This window comes from Pedobacter sp. 01N310, from assembly GCF_056399805.1.
Window position 1 is genome coordinate 643,166 of the sequence record NZ_JBFTSB010000001.1, and the last position, 17,757, is coordinate 660,922.

The window sequence follows — 17,757 nt, forward strand, 5'->3', positions numbered from 1 at the left end:
ATGGCGATCGTCATAATGAACTTGTTTCAGGATCTATTAAACTTAATTCTTTGATTGTGGATGCTGAAATAAATTGAGTATAACGCATTATTGATTAATGAGTTGTATTTTATAAGCTGGAAAATAATTGTCATTGCTTACTAAGCTTAGATTTTCAGTAATTGATTGAGATATCATCAATCTATCAAAAGGATCATTATGGAAATGCTGTAGCTTTGAAAGTTGGATGATATGATTCAATGTAATAGGTAGTATGTCAAATCCACTTTTTTCTATAATATTAAATATTTCTTCAATTGTTGAATTTAAATTCAACCTTCCTAGAGCATATTTAATGGATAATTCCCAATAACTAGCTATACTAACAAAACACTTGTTTTTTGAATCTTCAATAAGATCTTTGACTTTTTTTGAAAGTTTATCATCATTAGTGATAAACCAGATTACAATATGCGTGTCAAGTAAAAGATTCATTATAGGTAATCTTCAAAACCTTCAATAGGATCATTAAAATTATCCTTTATGCTAATTAGACCTTTCCCTAAACCAGATACTCTTTTTTTTGATTTATCAATTGATTTCTCTTTTGCCATTAAAGAATCAATATAATCTGATACCCTTTTTTTTAGCCCGGTAGGTAAGTCTGCTAATTTTGTATATAATTGAATGTCAGTCATAATATCAAATATAAAAAAGATTTGTGACTATTCAGGTTTCAGAAAATCGATATTCCTTTTTAGTCCGGAGAATTTAGTGCGCTTAACTGCCGATCCTTTAAAGACCTTTTTAAAAACATCATCTGTAATTTCAGTCAGATCTTTTGCGTTCAAATCCAGTAAGCCGTTCTCAGGCTTAAAAGCTTCTTCATTGTGTGCTTTAGAGAAACGATTCCATGGGCAAACATCCTGACAGATATCACAACCGAACATCCAGTTGCTCATTTTATCTTTAAACTCATTGGGAATTTCATTTTTCAGCTCAATGGTGAGGTAGGAGATACATTTGGTTCCATCTACAACCTGAGGTGCAATAATGGCATCAGTTGGGCAGGCATCTAAACATCTTGTGCAGCTTCCGCAATAATCAGCTTGATATGGGTGATCGTAATCTAGCTCCAGATCAACAATCAACTCTGCAAGAAAAAAAAAGGAACCATCAGTTTTACTGATCAGGTTAGAATTTTTACCAATCCAGCCAATACCCGATTTTTTCGCCCAGGCACGATCTAAAACCGGAGCAGAATCTACAAATGCCCTTCCCGAAACCTCACCAATGTTTTCTTCAATAAAATGAGTTAATTCCTTTAATTTATCTTTTATTACTGTATGGTAATCTTGTCCGTACGCATATTTGGAAATTTTTGGCGCATCAGGATCTGATTGTTTTTCTTCTGTATAATAGTTTAAGGATAAGGAAATTACTGATTTTGCGTCCTCAACTAAAAGTCTGGGGTCGAGGCGTTTATCGAAATAATTTTCCATATATTTCATTTCACCATGGCGGTTTTGATTCAGCCATTTTTCTAACCTTGGTGCCTCTTCTTCAAGAAATTCAGCTTTTGAAATGCCACAGGCCATAAAACCCAAACGCAGGGCTTCATCTTTGATGAGTTGGCTATATTTTGCAGAATTGTTGTACACCGATCTGCAAAGATAAGGCTTAGGATTTAAAACATTTTCATTAATCACTTGTTCTAAATACAGAAACTAAATTAATTAATTATGGTTCATCCTGATTGAAATTACACTAGGAAAGGACGAACTTTTAGAGTATTAGCTATGGAAAATATAGATCCACAACATACGGAATCAGGAGCAGCTCCTAAACCGATCGAAAAAGATTACGAAAGTCATAAAGAAAACCCGGGGCCGGCAAAACCTGCCGTTACTGAGAAAGATGAAAACGGTGGCGGTCAAGCCTTAAAATGGGTTTTACCGATAGCCATTATCATTGGTTTGATTATATGGTTTGTGATGAGAAAATAATTAGCTTTAGATTAAAATGAAAATGCCGGTAAATTAATTTGACCGGCATTTTTTATGTGTTTTTATTTTAATAGTTTAACCTGATAAAGGTCTTTCCGCCTGTCTTTTAGCACTTTTACTGTTCCATAGTGGTGCAGTTCGTCTAGTAAATGCAGGTCAACATCTACCACTAAAACCATCTCCGTATTTGGCGTAGCTTCTGCTTTTATGGCATTGGTAGGGAAAGCGAAATCAGAAGGTGTAAAAACTGCCGATTGCGCGAACTGGATGTCCATGTTGTTTACCTTCGGTAAATTGCCCACGCAGCCTGCAATGGCCACATAACATTCGTTTTCTATAGCTCTTGCTTGTGCGCAATGGCGAACACGTGTATAACCATTCTGTGTATCCGTTAAGAATGGTACAAATAAAATCTGCATGCCCTGATCGGCATAAATGCGGCTTAATTCAGGGAATTCTACATCGTAACAGATCAAAATGCCCACTTTACCACAATCGGTATCAAATACCTGTACTTTATCGCCACCGATCATACCATAATATTTTTGCTCATTCGGTGTAATGTGGATTTTTCTATACTCGTCTATTTTACCGGTACGGTGACAAAGGTAAGTGGCATTATAAAGTTTGCCATCCTCAATAAGTGGCATACTGCCTGTAATGATGTTAGTATTGTAGCTCAAGGAATACTCATGCATTTTTTGTACAATCTCTTCTGTTTTTTCGGCGAGTTTGCGCATGGCCTCAATCTCTGGCAAATGATTATAAGGTTGCAGTAAGGGCGTGTTGAATAGCTCAGGGAACATCACGAAATCTGATTTGTAACCACTTAGCGCATCAACAAAAAACTCTACTTGCTCATAAAATGCATCCATATTGGGGAATAAACGCATTTCCCATTGCACCAAACCCAAACGGATGGTCATTGCCGAACGGGCTGAAGCATCAATACCTTGATAATAAATGTTATTCCACTCAATTAAGGTAGCATACTCTTTTGATTCTTTATCACCAGGTAAATAGTTTTTCAATACTTTTCTTACGTGAAAATCATTAGAGATCTGGAAAGTCAATGTAGGATCGTAAATTTCTTTTGCTTTTACCTTGTCTATATACTGCCTTGGGCTAAGCTGTTCTGCATATTGGTGATAACCCGGAATTCTGCCACCGGCAATAATGCTTTTTAGATTTAGGCTTTCGCAGAGTTCTTTACGTGCCTCATATAACCTTCTTCCCAAGCGCAAACCACGGAAGTCAGGGTGCACGAAAATTTCGATTCCATAGAGGGTGTCGCCGTTTGGATCGTGTGTCGTAAAAGAATAATCACCAGTGATCAACTTGTAGGTATGCCGATCTCCATATTCGTCGTACTCTACAATAATGGCTAATGAACAGGCTACAACCTTATCATCAACAGCGATACAGAGCTGTCCTTCTGGGAAAATATTTAAAAGTTTTGCAATACTTGATTTTGGCCAGATGGAACCACCCATACTGTCGTAGGCCTGGAGCATCGATTCTTTAAGATCTTCGTAATCTTCGAGCGTTAGTTTACGTAATTCAATATTCATAATGTTTGATTTCTATGTTATGAACACCAAAAGGGCTTAAATGTTCAGATGGATTGTATATTTCTTAGAAGATCCTGAAACAAATCCGAAAGCTATCGGATCAGGAGGACGGAATGTTTGATTTGATGCAATAGTAACCCGAGTAACGTCACCCTGAATTCATTTCAGGGTCTTTTTTTTTATTCAATCATAGAAGAGAAATCGTTTATAAAACGACAATAGATTTCTCCATTCCGTTGCACTTCAGTCGAAATGACGATTTGGCAAGAAACAATCTTGTATTAAAACAGCTTCCCGGTTTGGCCTGGATAATTTTTCTTTAAGTGCTTGTAAGCCGCTTCGGTAACTTCTCTACCCCGTGAAGTACGCATAATATATCCCTCTTGAATCAAAAACGGCTCATAAACCTCCTCAATAGTACCTTCATCTTCTCCAACAGCTGTCGCAATGGTTTTTAAACCTACCGGACCGCCTTTAAATTTATCGATAATGGTAACCAGGATCCTGTTGTCCATTTCATCCAAGCCATGTTCATCTACATTTAATGCATTGAGGGCATAGCGGGCAATTTCAGTATCGATATTTCCGTTTCCTTTAATCTGCGCAAAATCTCTTGTTCTCCGTAGAAGTGCATTGGCAATACGGGGCGTGCCACGGCTACGGCGGGCAATTTCGTAGGCACCTTCATCACTGATCGGCGTTTTTAATATATCAGAAGAGCGTAGCACAATTGTGGTTAGCAATTTAGCGTCATAGTAAGCCAGGCGGGCATTGATGCCAAAGCGTGCCCTTAACGGAGCAGTCAACAATCCGGAGCGGGTGGTAGCACCTACTAAAGTAAAAGGATTAAGCGAAATCTGTACAGAACGGGCATTCGGGCCAGTTTCGAGCATAATATCGATTTTAAAATCTTCCATGGCAGAGTATAGATATTCTTCCACAAGAGGAGATAAACGATGGATCTCATCAATAAAAAGGATATCGCCTTCATCCAAGCCGGTTAATAAACCAGCCAAATCGCCAGGTTTGTCTAATACCGGACCAGAGGTTACTTTGATGCCAGTAGCCATTTCATTGGCAATGATATGAGAGAGTGTGGTTTTACCTAATCCGGGAGGACCATGCAAAAGAACGTGATCTAAAGCCTCACCACGGAGTTTCGCCGCCTGAACAAAAATCTTCAGATTTTCCATCACTTTTTCCTGTCCCGTAAAATCTTCAAAAGCCTGTGGCCTTAAAACCCTTTCAATATCACGATCGGTTGGGCTTAGGTTGCTTGCTTCAGGATCCAGATTCTCATTCATACAGCAAATATAAAATTAAATGCTAAAAAAATTAGGATTTTTTAAATTTATCAGAAACGACAAGATCTTTTGATCCGGCAGTATATTTATAAAAACCTTCGCCAGTTTTACTACCTTTTTTACCTGCAGCAACCATATTTACCAATAATGGACATGGTGCGTATTTAGGATTACCAAAACCGTCGTTCAATACTTTTAATATTGCCAAACAAACATCCAGACCAATAAAATCGGCTAACTGCAAGGGCCCCATCGGATGTGCCATTCCAAGTTTCATTACGGTATCGATTTCATAAACGCCTGCAACGCCTTCATACAGAGTGTAAATGGCCTCGTTAATCATTGGCATTAAAATGCGGTTAGCCACAAAACCCGGATAATCATTTACCTCAACAGGAACTTTCTCCAAACTTTGCGATAGCGACATAATAGTACTGGTTGTTTCATCACTGGTGGCATAACCTCTTATTACTTCTACTAGCTTCATTACCGGAACAGGGTTCATAAAGTGCATCCCGATTACCTTATCACCTCTACCGGTTATGGCAGCAATCTGCGTAATGGAAATAGAGGAGGTATTAGAAGCCAGAATAGCATGTGCAGGTGCGTACTCATCTAAATCCTTAAAAATCTTCAGTTTTAAGTCCACATTTTCGGTAGCGGCTTCTACAATTAAATCGGAACTTTGAACGCCATCCTTTATTGAGGTATAGGTGGTGATGTTATTAAGAGCGGCCGCTTTCTGATCTTCTGTTAATGTGGCTTTGGCAACCTGTCTGTCTAAATTTTTGGTAATGGTTTGTATGGCCCTATCCAATGCAGCTTGATTAATATCAATCAGGTTGACTTGATAATTGAATTGTGCAAAGGTATGAGCGATGCCATTTCCCATCGTGCCAGATCCTATAACTGCGATTTGTTTCATCTTTAAGAGATTAAAAAAAGAGAATTTAATAGTAAACGATTAGTTAAAATAGAGATCTTGCCGGATAGCCCGATCTCTATTTATTATATTAAGTTATGGTGCCAATCTTGTTTTAGTCCAGATTCCTTTAACCTTTTCGAAATTTATCCTGTCGTGCAGCCTGCTGCTTCTTCCTTGCCAAAACTCTATCCTTGTAGGTTTTACAATATAACCGCCCCAGTGCGCAGGTTTTACAATACCTTTATCGGTGCTTTTAGCCTTTAATTCTTCAAATTTTTCTTCTAAAAATGCTCTGTTTGGAATAACCTGGCTCTGTGGAGAGGCTACGGCTCCAATCTGACTGTCAATTGGCCTCGTATTGAAATATTCTTCGGAAGTTTCCTTATCTAGTTTTTCTACCGTTCCTTCGATCCTCACCTGTCTTTCCAATTCAGGCCAGAAAAATACTAAAGCTGCGTATGGATTACGTTTTAGCTCTTTTCCTTTAGCACTTAGGTAATTCGTAAAAAATCTAAATCCATCTGTATCAACGCCTTTAAGTAAAACAATACGGGCATCGGGTCTGCCGGCTTTATCGGCTGTAGCTAAAGTCATTACATTGGGTTCGTATATCTGGGCATCAACAGCATGTTGAAACCACTTTTTAAACTGGATAATTGGGTCTTGATCAACGTCAGATTCATCCAGCAAAGCGCTTTTGTAATCTTGGCGCAGGTTTTGTAGAAATTCATTTGTAACTTGCATTTAACAAAAATAGACATCTTTTACGGTGTAACAAATGATTATCATCATGCTGAACAATATAAAACCTAAAACAGGCCGCTTGCTCATCTCAGAGCCATTTATGGCCGATCCTAATTTTAAAAGATCTGTTGTGCTATTAACAGAGCATGGCGATGATGGAACTGTAGGTTATATACTTAACCAGGTAGGTAATCTTATGCTGAATGATGTGATACAAGATTTATGGGATGCAAAAAACTACATTTATTTTGGCGGACCTGTTGCTGCAGATACCTTACATTTCATTCATCGTAGTTATGATAAACTACAGAGTGGTGAGCCTATTGGGAATGGACTGTATTGGGGTGGGAATTTTGAAACACTTAAAATCCTTTTAAATACCAATGCCATAAGCGCTGAGGAAATAAAATTTTTTATGGGCTACTCTGGCTGGGGCCATGGACAGCTCGATCGCGAAATAGAGCAGAACGCCTGGATGGTGAGCGATACCTTTAATCCTGATCTCATTTTTAGTAACGATGATGAAAAACTTTGGCGGGATGTGATCGTAAATTTAGGACCAAAATATGCACATATCAGTAATTTTCCCGTTGACCCGAATCTGAACTAATTAGTTGGCGATTTTCAGTTAACAGATTCTAGGTGAATAAAAATAGTATTATAATAAAAAGGGCGATGAAATTATTTTTACATCGCCCTTTTATATTTATGTTTAAATAAGTTTAGTTATTATTATACTGATCATTTCTTTCAAATTGTCTTAATGAGATCGTCATGCTGAATTTATTTCAGCATCTTTCCTGCAATAGACCCCGAAATGAATTTACTTCGTAGCTTTCCACTTCGCTACAGGTCAGGGTGACGACCCATAATATTGTATTAATCGAACTTAGTTGAATAGACTAAAGACTCCTGACTTAGGACTCAAGACTATCAGCGCTTTCTTCAACCTTTCTTCTCAGTTCATCTTTATAAGCTTGCATTTTAACTGTTAAAGAATCATCAGCTGTAGCTAAAATCTGAGTGGCCAATAAACCTGCATTTTTAGCAGCGTTTAATGCCACTGTAGCCACCGGGATACCATTCGGCATTTGTAAGATCGATAAAATACTATCCCAGCCATCGATAGAGTTTGATGACTTAACCGGAACACCAATTACTGGTAATGTGGTGATAGAAGCAACCATTCCTGGTAAATGGGCAGCACCACCGGCACCGGCAATAATCACTTTTAAACCACGGCCTTGTGCTTCTTTAGCATAATTAAACATCCGTTCTGGTGTTCTGTGGGCAGAAACAACCGTAATTTCATAGTTTATTCCAAATTCTTTTAATACATCAGCAGCATCTTGCATAACAGGTAAATCTGATTTGCTACCCATGATAATTCCAACTAATGCCGAATTTGAATTTCCTTGACTCATATTTATTTTATTTCTTTTTAACTTCTTTAAACTTTTGCATTTCCACCTTGTTTTTAATTCCCATTTAAAGGGCTAGGAGTTTTATGCGATTACTTTTAATGTTTTTTGTACAAAGCGTGCTTTTTCTATGGCTTTTTCTCTATCGATATCTACAATGGTTACATGGCCCATCTTACGGAAAGGTTTTGTGTATTTCTTGCCATACAGGTGAACAAAAACACCGTCAATCGCTAGTATTTTTTCCAGATTTTCATATTTAGCCACACCTTCGAAGCCTTTTTCGCCAAGTAGGTTAATCATAATGGCATTGGTAATACTCGTAGTATCGCCAAGTGGCAAATTATAAATAGAACGTAAATGTTGTTCGAACTGAGAAACATAATTGCCCTCGATAGTTTGGTGACCGCTATTGTGCGGACGAGGAGCCACTTCGTTAACCAGCAACTCTCCATCTTTGCAAATAAACATTTCTACCGCTAAAATCCCGGTGATGTTCATTGCTGAGGCAATATTTTTAGCAATGTTTTCTGCTTTTTGTTGCAAGCTTTCGGCAAAAGTAGATGGGGAAATTAAAAACTCAACCAAATTGGCCTCTGGGTTAAATTCCATTTCTACCATCGGGAAAGTTTTCATATCGCCGTTGGCATTACGGGCAACAATTACGGCAACTTCTTTTTCAAAATCGACCAGTTTTTCAATAATACAAGGTGCATCGAAAGCTCTGGCCAGATCGGCTGCACTATTGATTTTCATCACACCTTTGCCATCATAACCATCTTTACGCAGTTTTAAAATATATGGAAAAGGGATAGTACTGTTCTCCATATCTTCCTTCGTATTTACAATCTGGAAAGGAGAGGTTGGGATATCGTTTTCTTTAAAAAACTGTTTTTGTACACCTTTATCTTGAATTAAACGGATCACCCTAGATTGTGGAAATACCTTTTTGCCTTCTTTTTCAAGCTGCTCAAGTGCGTCGATATTTACCTTTTCAATTTCAATGGTAATGATATCGGCTTTCTTTCCAAAAGCGTAAACGGTGTCAAAATCGGTAATTGAGCCATTTTCGAAGTAATTAGAGATGTGTTTGCAAGGGGCATCAGGATCTGGGTCTAAAACTAATGTGGTTACATTGTAATTGATTGCTTGTTGAATGAGCATTCTGCCCAATTGTCCGCCACCTAAAATACCTAATTTTAATTCGCTAATCTGTTTTGCCATGCGCTTGAAAATAATGCTACTTTTGTGCAAAAGTAACCATAATAAATTTTATTGATGAATGCTGATGCAATAATTATTGGTGCAGGTGCCTGCGGATTGATGTGTGCGGTGCAGGCAGGCTATCTGGGCAAGAAAGTAATTGTGCTCGAAAAAAATGACAAACCCGGTGCCAAAATTTTAATTTCGGGTGGAGGCCGCTGTAATTATACGAATCAATTTGCATCAGCTGAGCAGTTTATATCAGCAAACCCACATTTTATCAAATCTGCTTTCACGCAGTGGACAGTTGACGATACCATTGGCTTTTTTGAAACTTATGGCATTACAGGCAAAGAAAAAACTTTAGGCCAATTATTTCCTGATGATAAAAATGCGAAACATGTTGTTGAGGTTTTTACATCCGTTTGCGAAGATTTCGGGCAAGAAATTAGGTGTAACGCAGATGTAAAGGATATTGAATTATTGCCAGAAGGCTTTAAAGTAATTTATGAAAAAAATGGTAAAACCGTAGTTTTAACTGCGGAAAAGTTGGTGATTACCACTGGAGGTTTACCCATCCCAAAAATGGGTGCTACAGATTTCGCCTTACGTTTTGCGAGAAAACACGATCTAAAAATAATTGAAACGGCCCCCGCTTTGGTTCCTTTGACCATAACTGGTAAGGATGAAGAATGGTTTGCGCAGCTTTCGGGAAATTCTGTTTTTTGCGAAGTAAGCAATGATGAGATTTCGTTCGAAGAAAATATCCTTTTTACGCACTGGGGATTAAGTGGGCCTGCTATTTTGCAGATTTCTTCGTTTTGGAGGAGGGGTGAAACAATTAACCTAAATCTGTTGCCAAATCAACATATTGTTTCGCTGTTGGATGATGAAAGAAAAAATAATGGTAAAACTTTATTGTCGACGTTTTTAAACAGGATTTATACCAAGAAATTTACCGATGCATTAGGTAAGTTTTTACCTTTAAGCAAACCTGTTGCAGGATTAACAAAATCAGAAATCGATTTAATTGAACAAACCATTCACCATTTTAAGGTTAAACCTGCAGGTGATAAAGGCTATGATAAAGCCGAAGTAATGCGGGGTGGAATTGACACTAACGAAATATCTTCTAAAACTTTAGCATGTAAAAAGATTCCGAACCTGTTTTTTGGTGGCGAATGTTTAGATGTTACAGGTTGGCTTGGCGGCTATAATTTTCAATGGGCCTGGGCAAGCGGTTTTGTAATTGCGCAGAATTTGTAATATCCGTCACCCTGTCCAGATTTTTCATCGGGTCCAGGGTCTATCTAAGTCTCTCATGTTTTTAAGCGGCGTAGCCCTCAATAAGACAGATGAAAACAAAAATACCCTGGATTAAACGTTATAGGTTTGTAAATAGCGCTACTTATATCCTCAGGTGACTAAGGTAGTCAATATTGTTTTGGAAATGTTTGGTAGGCGCTCTTCGGATAGTGCAGTCCTGCTATCCCTTCAAGTCCTCACTCATACTTCGCTCCGGGCTTTCCGTTCTATCAGGTTTATTTAACAAAGTGACGGCTTCCTGGAAAGAAAAATAACACAATCAAATCTATCAGGTTTCGAAAACCTGGTAGGTTTGGATCTACAAATAAACATTCGGCATAATTTCCCATGCCCAGGGCTTTTTAAAGGTTTTGAACGTTCTGAGCTGCGAAAAATATAAAACCTCACTTGTTTTTCGGTTTGCAATATCCCTTCGGTGCAGATTACCAACAGTGGTAAATAATTCGCGGGTTTTAAAATCATACACCCTTTCGGTCATATCGCCACTGTTCTGGTTAAAATAAAGATTGATCGCGCTTGTTAAAAACCAGTCCTTATTTTCAAATTTAAAGGTATAGCCCAGTTCCCAACGCCATTCGGAACCACCCTGGAAACGGAGGTAGAGTTGTTGGTCTTTAATGGCAATCTGTTGTAGCGGATCGCCCAATTTACCACCTTCTTCTGAACGTAAAATGAAATCGTTGTTTTGGGTAGATAAACTGTAATTACCTGTTGATTTATCTTTAAAAAATATAGCCAATATTCTTGGTTTCTGGGTTTCTTTAATGATATCTGTATTGTTGTCTCCATAAACACGGGTTTCATCAATTGATCTGTTAAACTCAAAAACTACTGCTAAATCATCTGAAGCATCATTGTTTAAGTCGCCATAAACCCGATCGATAACGATCCAGTTTGAGGGGGTAAACTGTTCAATAGAAGCGCCTTGTGTTTTAATTTTGGGGAATACAAATGTTTTTTGTGCAAAGCTGATTTGCACACAGACCATCAGGATGTAAAAACAAAAAACTTTCATTCAGGTAGAAAACGTGTTGATGTAGGGTTAAAACGTTTAGATTGGTGTTTTAGTTTAAGATAGTTGTATATCCCGATAAATCCGTCATCCCAACTTGATTGGGTATTGTAGTGCATTAGACTTTTAAAAAACAGTTTACGATTTTCTAATCGTAAAGTCGTTTCTTCATGCATTTAGCGATAATCCTTAAAATTCCCGTACTTTTGCTGAAAAAACAATTCCCTTTGAAAACCGAAATATTTGCCATTACGCCGCCATTTACCCAACTGAATACCCCATATCCAGCAACGGCGTATATAAAAGGTTTTCTGAATACTAAAAATATCAGCGCTACACAGGCCGATTTAGGTATTGAAGTTATTTTACAGCTGTTCTCTAAAAAAGGATTGCAAGATCTGTTCAATCACACTGAGCGAAGTTTATGCGTTGATAATGAAAATCCAAAAAGCGATAATGCTAAACGTATTTTTGCATTGCAAGACGAATATTTAAAAACCATCGATGCGGTAATTGCTTTTCTACAGGGTAAGAATCCAACTTTGGCCTTGCAGATCTGTAGTGATGATTTTCTGCCCCAAGCTTCGCGTTTTGCAGCTTTAGAAGAGTTAGATTGGGCTTTTGGCGCAATGGGTACGCAAGATAAAGCGAAACATTTGGCTACACTTTATCTTGAAGATATATCTGATTACATAGTAGAGCGTGTTGATGAAAATTTTGGTTTTAGCCGTTATGCAGAACGTTTAGGCAGAAGTGCTAATTCCTTTGATGAACTTTACGATGCTTTGTATAAAAAGCCAACCTACATAGATGAGATCCTGATTTCGGTTTTAAAAGAGAAAATTGAAACTGTTCAGCCTAAATTGTTCTTGATTTCTGTTCCTTTTCCGGGCAATTTGTATAGTGCTTTCCGTTGTGCACAATGGGTCAAGGCCAATCATCCGGAAATCAAAATTTCTATGGGCGGTGGTTTCCCGAATACAGAATTAAGATCATTATCGGATGCAAGGGTTTTTGAATTCTTCGATTACATTACCTTAGATGACGGCGAATTACCAATTGAACTCTTATATCAAAATATTACTCATCCTATTCCGGCTGAAGCCCATTTTTATAAAAGGACTTTTCTGCTAGAAAACGGCATGGTGGTTTACCGTAACGATGCCTTCAGAAATGATTATAAGCAGGCTGATGTTGGTACACCAGATTATGCTGGATTGTTATTAGATAAGTATATTTCAGTAATTGAAATCGTAAACCCGATGCACCGTATGTGGAGTGATGGGCGCTGGAACAAACTCACGATGGCCCATGGTTGTTATTGGGGCAAATGCACGTTCTGCGATATTTCGCTTGATTATATTAAAGTTTACGAACCGGTTGCTGCTAAATTGATTGTAGATCGGATTGAAGATTTATATGAAAAAACCGGGCAAAATGGCTTTCACTTTGTTGATGAGGCTGCACCACCTGCGCTTATGCGTGAGGTAGCTTTGGAAATCATCAGAAGAAAGTTAGCGGTTACCTGGTGGACGAACATCCGTTTTGAAAAAAGCTTTACTCAAGATCTATGTTTATTGTTAAAGGCTTCGGGTTGTATTGCCGTTTCGGGTGGATTAGAGGTGGCATCCGACCGTTTGTTAAAGCTGATCGATAAAGGTGTAACGGTAGAACAAGTGGCTAAGGTTACGCGTAATTTTTCCGAAGCTGGAATTATGGTGCATGCTTATTTAATGTATGGTTACCCCACACAAACAGTACAGGAAACGATCGACAGTTTAGAGATGGTACGTCAGTTGTTTGAGGTTGGGATATTACAGTCAGGCTTTTGGCACCAGTTTGCCATGACGGCACATAGTCCGGTAGGCATGTACCCGGAAAAGTTTGGTGTGGTGAAAGACACTGAAGTGATTGGCACTTTTGCCAATAACGATATCAATTATACCGATAAAACGGGCATTGACCATAATAAATTCAGTTTCGGGTTGAAAAAGTCACTCTTCAATTTTATGCATGGTATCTGTTTTGATTATGAACTGCAGGATTGGTTTGATTTTAAAATTCCTAGGACGAAAATTCCTTCAGATTTTATTGAGAGAGCTTTAAATGATGAAGATCAGTTTAATACGAAACCTACCGCAAAAGTAGTTTGGATAGGAGGAAAGCCCTCCGCCGAGTATTTTACCAAATCGAAAAAGGGTAATACCTGGGAAATGGCATCATTAACTTTTCACGATAAAAAAGAAACCTTTACAGTACAAACCAACAAAAACGAAGGCGCTTGGCTGAGCACTATTTTAAATAAAATCTCGATCTCCAATGAAAAAGTCTTTACATTTCAGGAGGTTAAAGCAGATTTTGAAAATGAGATGGAAAACTTTGAGTTGTTCTGGTATTCTAAACCGATCAACACGCTTCGAGAATACGGCTTGTTGGTTTTGTAAATTTTGCTTAGGCTCGTTTCCAACAAACGTAAGCTTATATTTTATTGTACCTGAGCTATACTGCTTTTTTTAGCTGGTTTGCCTAATTCGATCGTCATGCTGAATTTATTTCAGCATCTTTCTAGCTATTAAGACCCTGAAATGAATTCAGGGTGACGACCGCTTATAAAAAAAAGTTTAGAAAGAACTGTAAGAACAAATCATAAATTAAAGCATAGGCTACTACATCTTCATTTTAAAATGCGTCAGGAAATAGATGATGCAGATTAATATAATTGAATTTAAGATTAACAGTAACCAGGAAATGATCGATTTCCGGTCTTTCATCACCGCTATAAAAGACGTAATGTAAGCCATTGCAATTAGCGCCAGGAATAAGTTTACAGTTTGGATACCCAAAATGTAATATCCGTTGTATGAAAAAACGAGCGCACTGAGCACTAAGAATACAACAGAGGCGGTATTATAGAGTTTATTCGGTTTCATGTTGATTTAATTTACCATGTAAAGAGGATTTAATCGCACCCTTTACATGGCTCAAAATTTTATAGTTTAATCACAATGCGGAACAGTAAAAGTCCAGGTTTCTGATTCTCCGTTTGGAATAATATAGCCATTTCCTCTGATATTCTCGAACCATAATTTACCTCTAAGTTTCTCTCTGGTTCCTACTTCATTTAAGGTAGCACTATCGTAAAGTCGACCATTGATCATTACATATTTAATTTTCTCCGAATTGCGGATATCATCTAAAGGATTGGCGTCCATAATCACCATGTCAGCTAGTTTTCCAACTTCTAGCGATCCGATTTCTTTGTTCATGCCCAAATAACTTGCACCGTTTAAGGTTGCAGCCCTGATGGCTTGCATTGGCGTAAAACCTCCCTGAACAAACATCCAAAGCTCCCAGTGTGCACCTAAACCTTGGATTTGTCCGTGTGCACCAAGATTAATCTTTGTACCACCATCTGCAATTTGTTTAGCAGCCTTAGCAATATCGATATGGTTATAATCACTGTATTCAGAAGTCGTTCTTCGTCTTGCTCTCGCATCTATAATCGAGCGGGGGGTGTAAGTCATTAATTTTTCATTTTCCCAAACATTGGTTCTGTCGTACCAGTAATTTTCGCCCCATTGACCGCCGTAAGCTACAATTAGAGTAGGTGTATAAGCTACATCGGTGTTGTTCCAAAGCGTGGTCACATCTTTATAAACCGGTATAACAGGAATACTATGTTCTATCCCGGTATGCCCATCGGCAACCATATTCATGTTGGTGAAAAAAGTAGAGCCACCTTCAGGTACAACTTCCATATTTAACTGTCGGGCTGCTTCTAAAATCTGCTGACGTTGCTCTCTACGCGGTTGATTATACGATTTTACTGAAAATGCACCAACTGCTTTTAACCTGCGCAGATTAGCCAAAGCATCATCTAAACTATTAATCACCACTTTGAAATCGCCATCAGCACCATATAAAATACCACCGGTTGAATAAACTCTCGGGCCAACCATTCTGCCGGCCTTAAGCATTTCGCCTTGGCTAAAAACCATTTCGGTATTGCTCGATGGATCGTGTGAAGTGGTTACACCAAAAGCCAGATTGGCCATATAACTCCAATCGCTCTGTGGTGTTATTCCATCAGGACTGGTACGCAAATGGGCATGAACATCAACAATGCCTGGCATAATGGTTTTGCCATTAACATCAATTACTTTGGCGTTGGCCGGAATGCTTACTGCATCTGCTTTTCCTATTGCAGTAATTTTATTTCCATCGGTAATAATGGTTCCATTTTCAATAACTTCGTCACCTTTCATCGAGATAATCCTTGCACCTTTCAACGCCACTATTCCGGTAGGGATATCGGATTTTAAAACTAAATTGATGTCGATAGAAGATGCTTCGGTTTTAGGTGTAGTTCCATCAAAGTTGAAAGCATTATTTACATCAACGGTAAAATATTTCGGCCCCAACGTCCAATGTAAGCTTTTACTATCGGCGCTCCATTGAATATATGTTCCACCATCGGTAGTCACTTTTGTAACCGGAATGGCTTTATTACCCGCCGATGCATCCTGTGCAGTACCAATATTGATCATTGGTGTGATGTAAACGTTAAACAATTCGTTAAATGCCACCCACTTATTATCCGGACTGATAACAAACTGATTTGCATATTGAGAAGTAAAGTGTGTTCTTTCGTTCGCCCCGTTTAAATCGATACTTTTTAATGCTTTTTTGCCATCTGTATAACTCTGGAAATAAATGCGTGTATCGGTATTATTAAACTGTGGACGGATTCCATTATCTAAAATCAAAGTTTTAGCACCACCATTGGCTGGCATCATGAAAATACCTGTTCCGCGACCATAGTTATAACCTAAAACATCGTTACCACTTCCTTTTCTGAAAACGATTTTATCGCCTTTTGTTGAGTATTGAGGAGAATAATAAAAACCTTTTTCATCAGTTAGCATAATGGTTTTTCCCGATTTTACATCCGTACGCTTTATTGCCCCACGTAATTCATCGCTCCAGGTGGTATAAACAACATATTTTCCATCGGGACTAAAAGCAGGTTCAAATTCGAAATCCAATCCGTTGGTTAACCTTTCTGGTGTTCCTGCTGGTAATTCTTGTTTGTATAAGTATCCTGCGGCATTAAAAACAATTATTTTTCCATCGGGCGAAGTGGTTAATTGTCTTAACATTTTGGCTGAAAATTCATTGCTGAAAACCTGCTGTTCAAAATGTAATGCTTTTTGTACAGTTTGAATCGTATTCGCCTGAAAAGGAATAGTGCTGTTGATCAGTGTACCAATTTCTGTTTTTCTGATTTTTCCTTTTGCATAGAAAACAATGCTTTTGCTATCTGGAGTCCAAGCAAAATTTGGATAAACGCCAAAAATAGCCCAGGTTTCCTGCTGGTCATGGGATAAATCTTCATTAACCGGCCATTCTTCGCCAGTCTTCAGGTTCTGAACATATAAAGTAGATTTTAACCTTACGCGCTTTACAAAAGCTATTAAATTTCCATCCGGAGAAACTTGCGGGCGACAGGCACCACCTTGTTCATTAATTAAAGTAGTTAATTTTCCTGTTGTTAAATCCAGTTGACGGATCGCATAGATAGTCCCGTTAGGATCTTTACTATATTCAAAATTAGGACCAGGACTTACATCTTCACTAAAGTAAACATATTTGCCATCTGGCGAAACGTTAGGTTCGCCCGCATCTTGCTGATCATTTTTACGTTTGGTTAACTGCACGCCATCTCCACCGTTTATACTATACATCCACATTTCGCCGGCACCTAAGGAACGACCAGCAGTAAAGTGTTTTCTTGCAATTATGTATTCGCTATTTGGCATCCAAGTAGCATTGTTCAACAGTCTGAAATTTTCTTTGGTAACCTGTTTTTTGTCAGAACCATCACGGTTCATAATCCATATATTATCTCCACCGCTTTTATCGCTGGTGTAAGAAATGTATTTTCCGTTAGGACTAAAACGGGGTTGAACGTCCCAGGCAATGCCACCACTAACTAGTTTTGCTACTCCTCCGCTAATTGGCATCACGTAAATGTCGCCAAGTAAATCAAAGGCAATTTCCTGTCCATCAGCACTTACATCAAGGTTCATCCAGGTACCTTCATCAGTATTTAAAGTGAAGTTTTTTGTGGTGCCCTGGTATTTTTCAATATCCCATTTTTTCTCTTGGGCGTTTGAACTAAAAAATAATAGGGAAAGAGCGGATAGGAAATAGAGATGTTTCATCAAATTTTTGATTAATTGTGGCGCAATTTAGCAATATCAACA

The 17,757-nt window shown here is 38.2% G+C and carries 16 protein-coding genes; 4 read left to right on the top strand and 12 right to left on the bottom strand.

The genetic code is table 11. From position 1 onward, the window contains the following. Nucleotides 1–87 precede the first annotated feature (87 nt). The 3 genes from AC1DNH_RS02305 to queG are packed head-to-tail and all read right to left on the bottom strand — an operon-like array spanning nucleotide 88 to nucleotide 1,640. Nucleotides 88–474: a type II toxin-antitoxin system VapC family toxin gene (locus tag AC1DNH_RS02305; protein ID WP_477582303.1), complete on the bottom strand. Its 387-nt coding sequence runs from the start codon at nucleotides 472–474 to the stop codon at nucleotides 88–90. Further along, nucleotides 474–677 (bottom strand): type II toxin-antitoxin system VapB family antitoxin, encoded by a 204-nt coding sequence (gene vapB, locus AC1DNH_RS02310; protein WP_116250987.1) that lies wholly within the window; start codon nucleotides 675–677, stop codon nucleotides 474–476. The genes AC1DNH_RS02305 and vapB overlap by 1 nt, the downstream gene beginning before the upstream one ends. A gap of 27 nt (nucleotides 678–704) precedes the next feature. After that, nucleotides 705–1,640, bottom strand: a complete 936-nt coding sequence (gene queG, locus AC1DNH_RS02315) for a tRNA epoxyqueuosine(34) reductase QueG (RefSeq protein WP_477582313.1) — start codon at nucleotides 1,638–1,640, stop codon at nucleotides 705–707. Nucleotides 1,641–1,778: 138 nt separating this feature from the next. On the opposite strand from queG, the gene AC1DNH_RS02320 reads away from it, so the two are divergent. Continuing rightward, on the top strand, nucleotides 1,779–1,985 hold the full coding sequence (locus AC1DNH_RS02320) for a hypothetical protein (RefSeq protein ID WP_477582305.1): 207 nt from the start codon (nucleotides 1,779–1,781) through the stop codon (nucleotides 1,983–1,985). A 62-nt stretch (nucleotides 1,986–2,047) separates the two neighbouring features. Here the strand turns inward: AC1DNH_RS02320 and AC1DNH_RS02325 are convergent, their stop codons facing one another. From AC1DNH_RS02325 to pdxH, 4 genes are all read right to left on the bottom strand, one after another. Then, the gene (locus AC1DNH_RS02325) at nucleotides 2,048–3,556 is read right to left on the bottom strand and encodes a bifunctional GNAT family N-acetyltransferase/carbon-nitrogen hydrolase family protein (protein ID WP_029277909.1); all 1,509 of its coding nucleotides are present in this window, start codon (nucleotides 3,554–3,556) and stop codon (nucleotides 2,048–2,050) included. A 281-nt stretch (nucleotides 3,557–3,837) separates the two neighbouring features. After that, a complete protein-coding gene (ruvB, locus tag AC1DNH_RS02330) occupies nucleotides 3,838–4,860 on the bottom strand; it encodes a Holliday junction branch migration DNA helicase RuvB (RefSeq protein ID WP_029277907.1) in 1,023 nt (340 codons plus the stop codon). 31 nt (nucleotides 4,861–4,891) lie between these two features. Then, entirely contained in the window at nucleotides 4,892–5,785 is an 894-nt protein-coding gene (locus AC1DNH_RS02335) for a 3-hydroxybutyryl-CoA dehydrogenase (protein WP_477582308.1), read from the bottom strand. Nucleotides 5,786–5,878: 93 nt separating this feature from the next. After that, nucleotides 5,879–6,529 carry a pyridoxamine 5'-phosphate oxidase gene (gene pdxH, locus AC1DNH_RS02340; RefSeq protein WP_477610706.1) on the bottom strand — a complete coding sequence of 217 codons (651 nt, stop codon included), beginning with the start codon at nucleotides 6,527–6,529 and terminating at the stop codon, nucleotides 5,879–5,881. A gap of 46 nt (nucleotides 6,530–6,575) precedes the next feature. Between pdxH and AC1DNH_RS02345 the strand changes: the two genes are divergently transcribed. Beyond that, the gene (locus AC1DNH_RS02345; protein ID WP_029277901.1) at nucleotides 6,576–7,139 is read left to right on the top strand and encodes a YqgE/AlgH family protein; all 564 of its coding nucleotides are present in this window, start codon (nucleotides 6,576–6,578) and stop codon (nucleotides 7,137–7,139) included. 307 nt (nucleotides 7,140–7,446) lie between these two features. On the opposite strand, the gene purE is transcribed toward AC1DNH_RS02345, so the two are convergent. Further along, a complete protein-coding gene (gene purE / locus AC1DNH_RS02350) occupies nucleotides 7,447–7,953 on the bottom strand; it encodes a 5-(carboxyamino)imidazole ribonucleotide mutase (protein WP_230149725.1) in 507 nt (168 codons plus the stop codon). 81 nt (nucleotides 7,954–8,034) lie between these two features. Next, nucleotides 8,035–9,174 (bottom strand): 5-(carboxyamino)imidazole ribonucleotide synthase, encoded by a 1,140-nt coding sequence (locus AC1DNH_RS02355; RefSeq protein WP_477625125.1) that lies wholly within the window; start codon nucleotides 9,172–9,174, stop codon nucleotides 8,035–8,037. A gap of 54 nt (nucleotides 9,175–9,228) precedes the next feature. Here AC1DNH_RS02355 and AC1DNH_RS02360 point away from each other — a divergent pair, with 54 nt between their 5' ends. Continuing rightward, on the top strand, nucleotides 9,229–10,419 hold the full coding sequence (locus AC1DNH_RS02360; protein ID WP_477609258.1) for a BaiN/RdsA family NAD(P)/FAD-dependent oxidoreductase: 1,191 nt from the start codon (nucleotides 9,229–9,231) through the stop codon (nucleotides 10,417–10,419). Nucleotides 10,420–10,777: 358 nt separating this feature from the next. On the opposite strand, the gene AC1DNH_RS02365 is transcribed toward AC1DNH_RS02360, so the two are convergent. Beyond that, the gene (locus AC1DNH_RS02365; protein ID WP_477579832.1) at nucleotides 10,778–11,494 is read right to left on the bottom strand and encodes a hypothetical protein; all 717 of its coding nucleotides are present in this window, start codon (nucleotides 11,492–11,494) and stop codon (nucleotides 10,778–10,780) included. Between the two features lie 224 nt (nucleotides 11,495–11,718). Here AC1DNH_RS02365 and AC1DNH_RS02370 point away from each other — a divergent pair, with 224 nt between their 5' ends. Beyond that, nucleotides 11,719–13,935, top strand: coding sequence for a B12-binding domain-containing radical SAM protein (locus tag AC1DNH_RS02370; protein WP_477579834.1), 2,217 nt, complete (start codon nucleotides 11,719–11,721; stop codon nucleotides 13,933–13,935). A gap of 222 nt (nucleotides 13,936–14,157) precedes the next feature. Here the strand turns inward: AC1DNH_RS02370 and AC1DNH_RS02375 are convergent, their stop codons facing one another. Beyond that, nucleotides 14,158–14,421 (bottom strand): hypothetical protein, encoded by a 264-nt coding sequence (locus AC1DNH_RS02375; protein ID WP_477609256.1) that lies wholly within the window; start codon nucleotides 14,419–14,421, stop codon nucleotides 14,158–14,160. A gap of 66 nt (nucleotides 14,422–14,487) precedes the next feature. Beyond that, nucleotides 14,488–17,715: an amidohydrolase family protein gene (locus tag AC1DNH_RS02380; protein ID WP_477625126.1), complete on the bottom strand. Its 3,228-nt coding sequence runs from the start codon at nucleotides 17,713–17,715 to the stop codon at nucleotides 14,488–14,490. Nucleotides 17,716–17,757 lie beyond the last annotated feature (42 nt).

Bases quoted from the DNA above. Each gene is read 5' to 3' on its own strand.
- AC1DNH_RS02305 (WP_477582303.1), bottom strand. From the start codon at position 474: ATGAATCTTTTACTTGACACGCATATTGTAATCTGGTTTATCACTAAT.
- vapB (WP_116250987.1), bottom strand. From the start codon at position 677: ATGACTGACATTCAATTATATACAAAATTAGCAGACTTACCTACCGGG.
- AC1DNH_RS02320 (WP_477582305.1), top strand. From the start codon at position 1,779: ATGGAAAATATAGATCCACAACATACGGAATCAGGAGCAGCTCCTAAA.
- AC1DNH_RS02325 (WP_029277909.1), bottom strand. From the start codon at position 3,556: ATGAATATTGAATTACGTAAACTAACGCTCGAAGATTACGAAGATCTT.
- ruvB (WP_029277907.1), bottom strand. From the start codon at position 4,860: ATGAATGAGAATCTGGATCCTGAAGCAAGCAACCTAAGCCCAACCGAT.
- AC1DNH_RS02335 (WP_477582308.1), bottom strand. From the start codon at position 5,785: ATGAAACAAATCGCAGTTATAGGATCTGGCACGATGGGAAATGGCATC.
- pdxH (WP_477610706.1), bottom strand. From the start codon at position 6,529: ATGCAAGTTACAAATGAATTTCTACAAAACCTGCGCCAAGATTACAAA.
- AC1DNH_RS02345 (WP_029277901.1), top strand. From the start codon at position 6,576: ATGCTGAACAATATAAAACCTAAAACAGGCCGCTTGCTCATCTCAGAG.
- purE (WP_230149725.1), bottom strand. From the start codon at position 7,953: ATGAGTCAAGGAAATTCAAATTCGGCATTAGTTGGAATTATCATGGGT.
- AC1DNH_RS02355 (WP_477625125.1), bottom strand. From the start codon at position 9,174: ATGGCAAAACAGATTAGCGAATTAAAATTAGGTATTTTAGGTGGCGGA.
- AC1DNH_RS02360 (WP_477609258.1), top strand. From the start codon at position 9,229: ATGAATGCTGATGCAATAATTATTGGTGCAGGTGCCTGCGGATTGATG.
- AC1DNH_RS02365 (WP_477579832.1), bottom strand. From the start codon at position 11,494: ATGAAAGTTTTTTGTTTTTACATCCTGATGGTCTGTGTGCAAATCAGC.
- AC1DNH_RS02375 (WP_477609256.1), bottom strand. From the start codon at position 14,421: ATGAAACCGAATAAACTCTATAATACCGCCTCTGTTGTATTCTTAGTG.
- AC1DNH_RS02380 (WP_477625126.1), bottom strand. From the start codon at position 17,715: ATGAAACATCTCTATTTCCTATCCGCTCTTTCCCTATTATTTTTTAGT.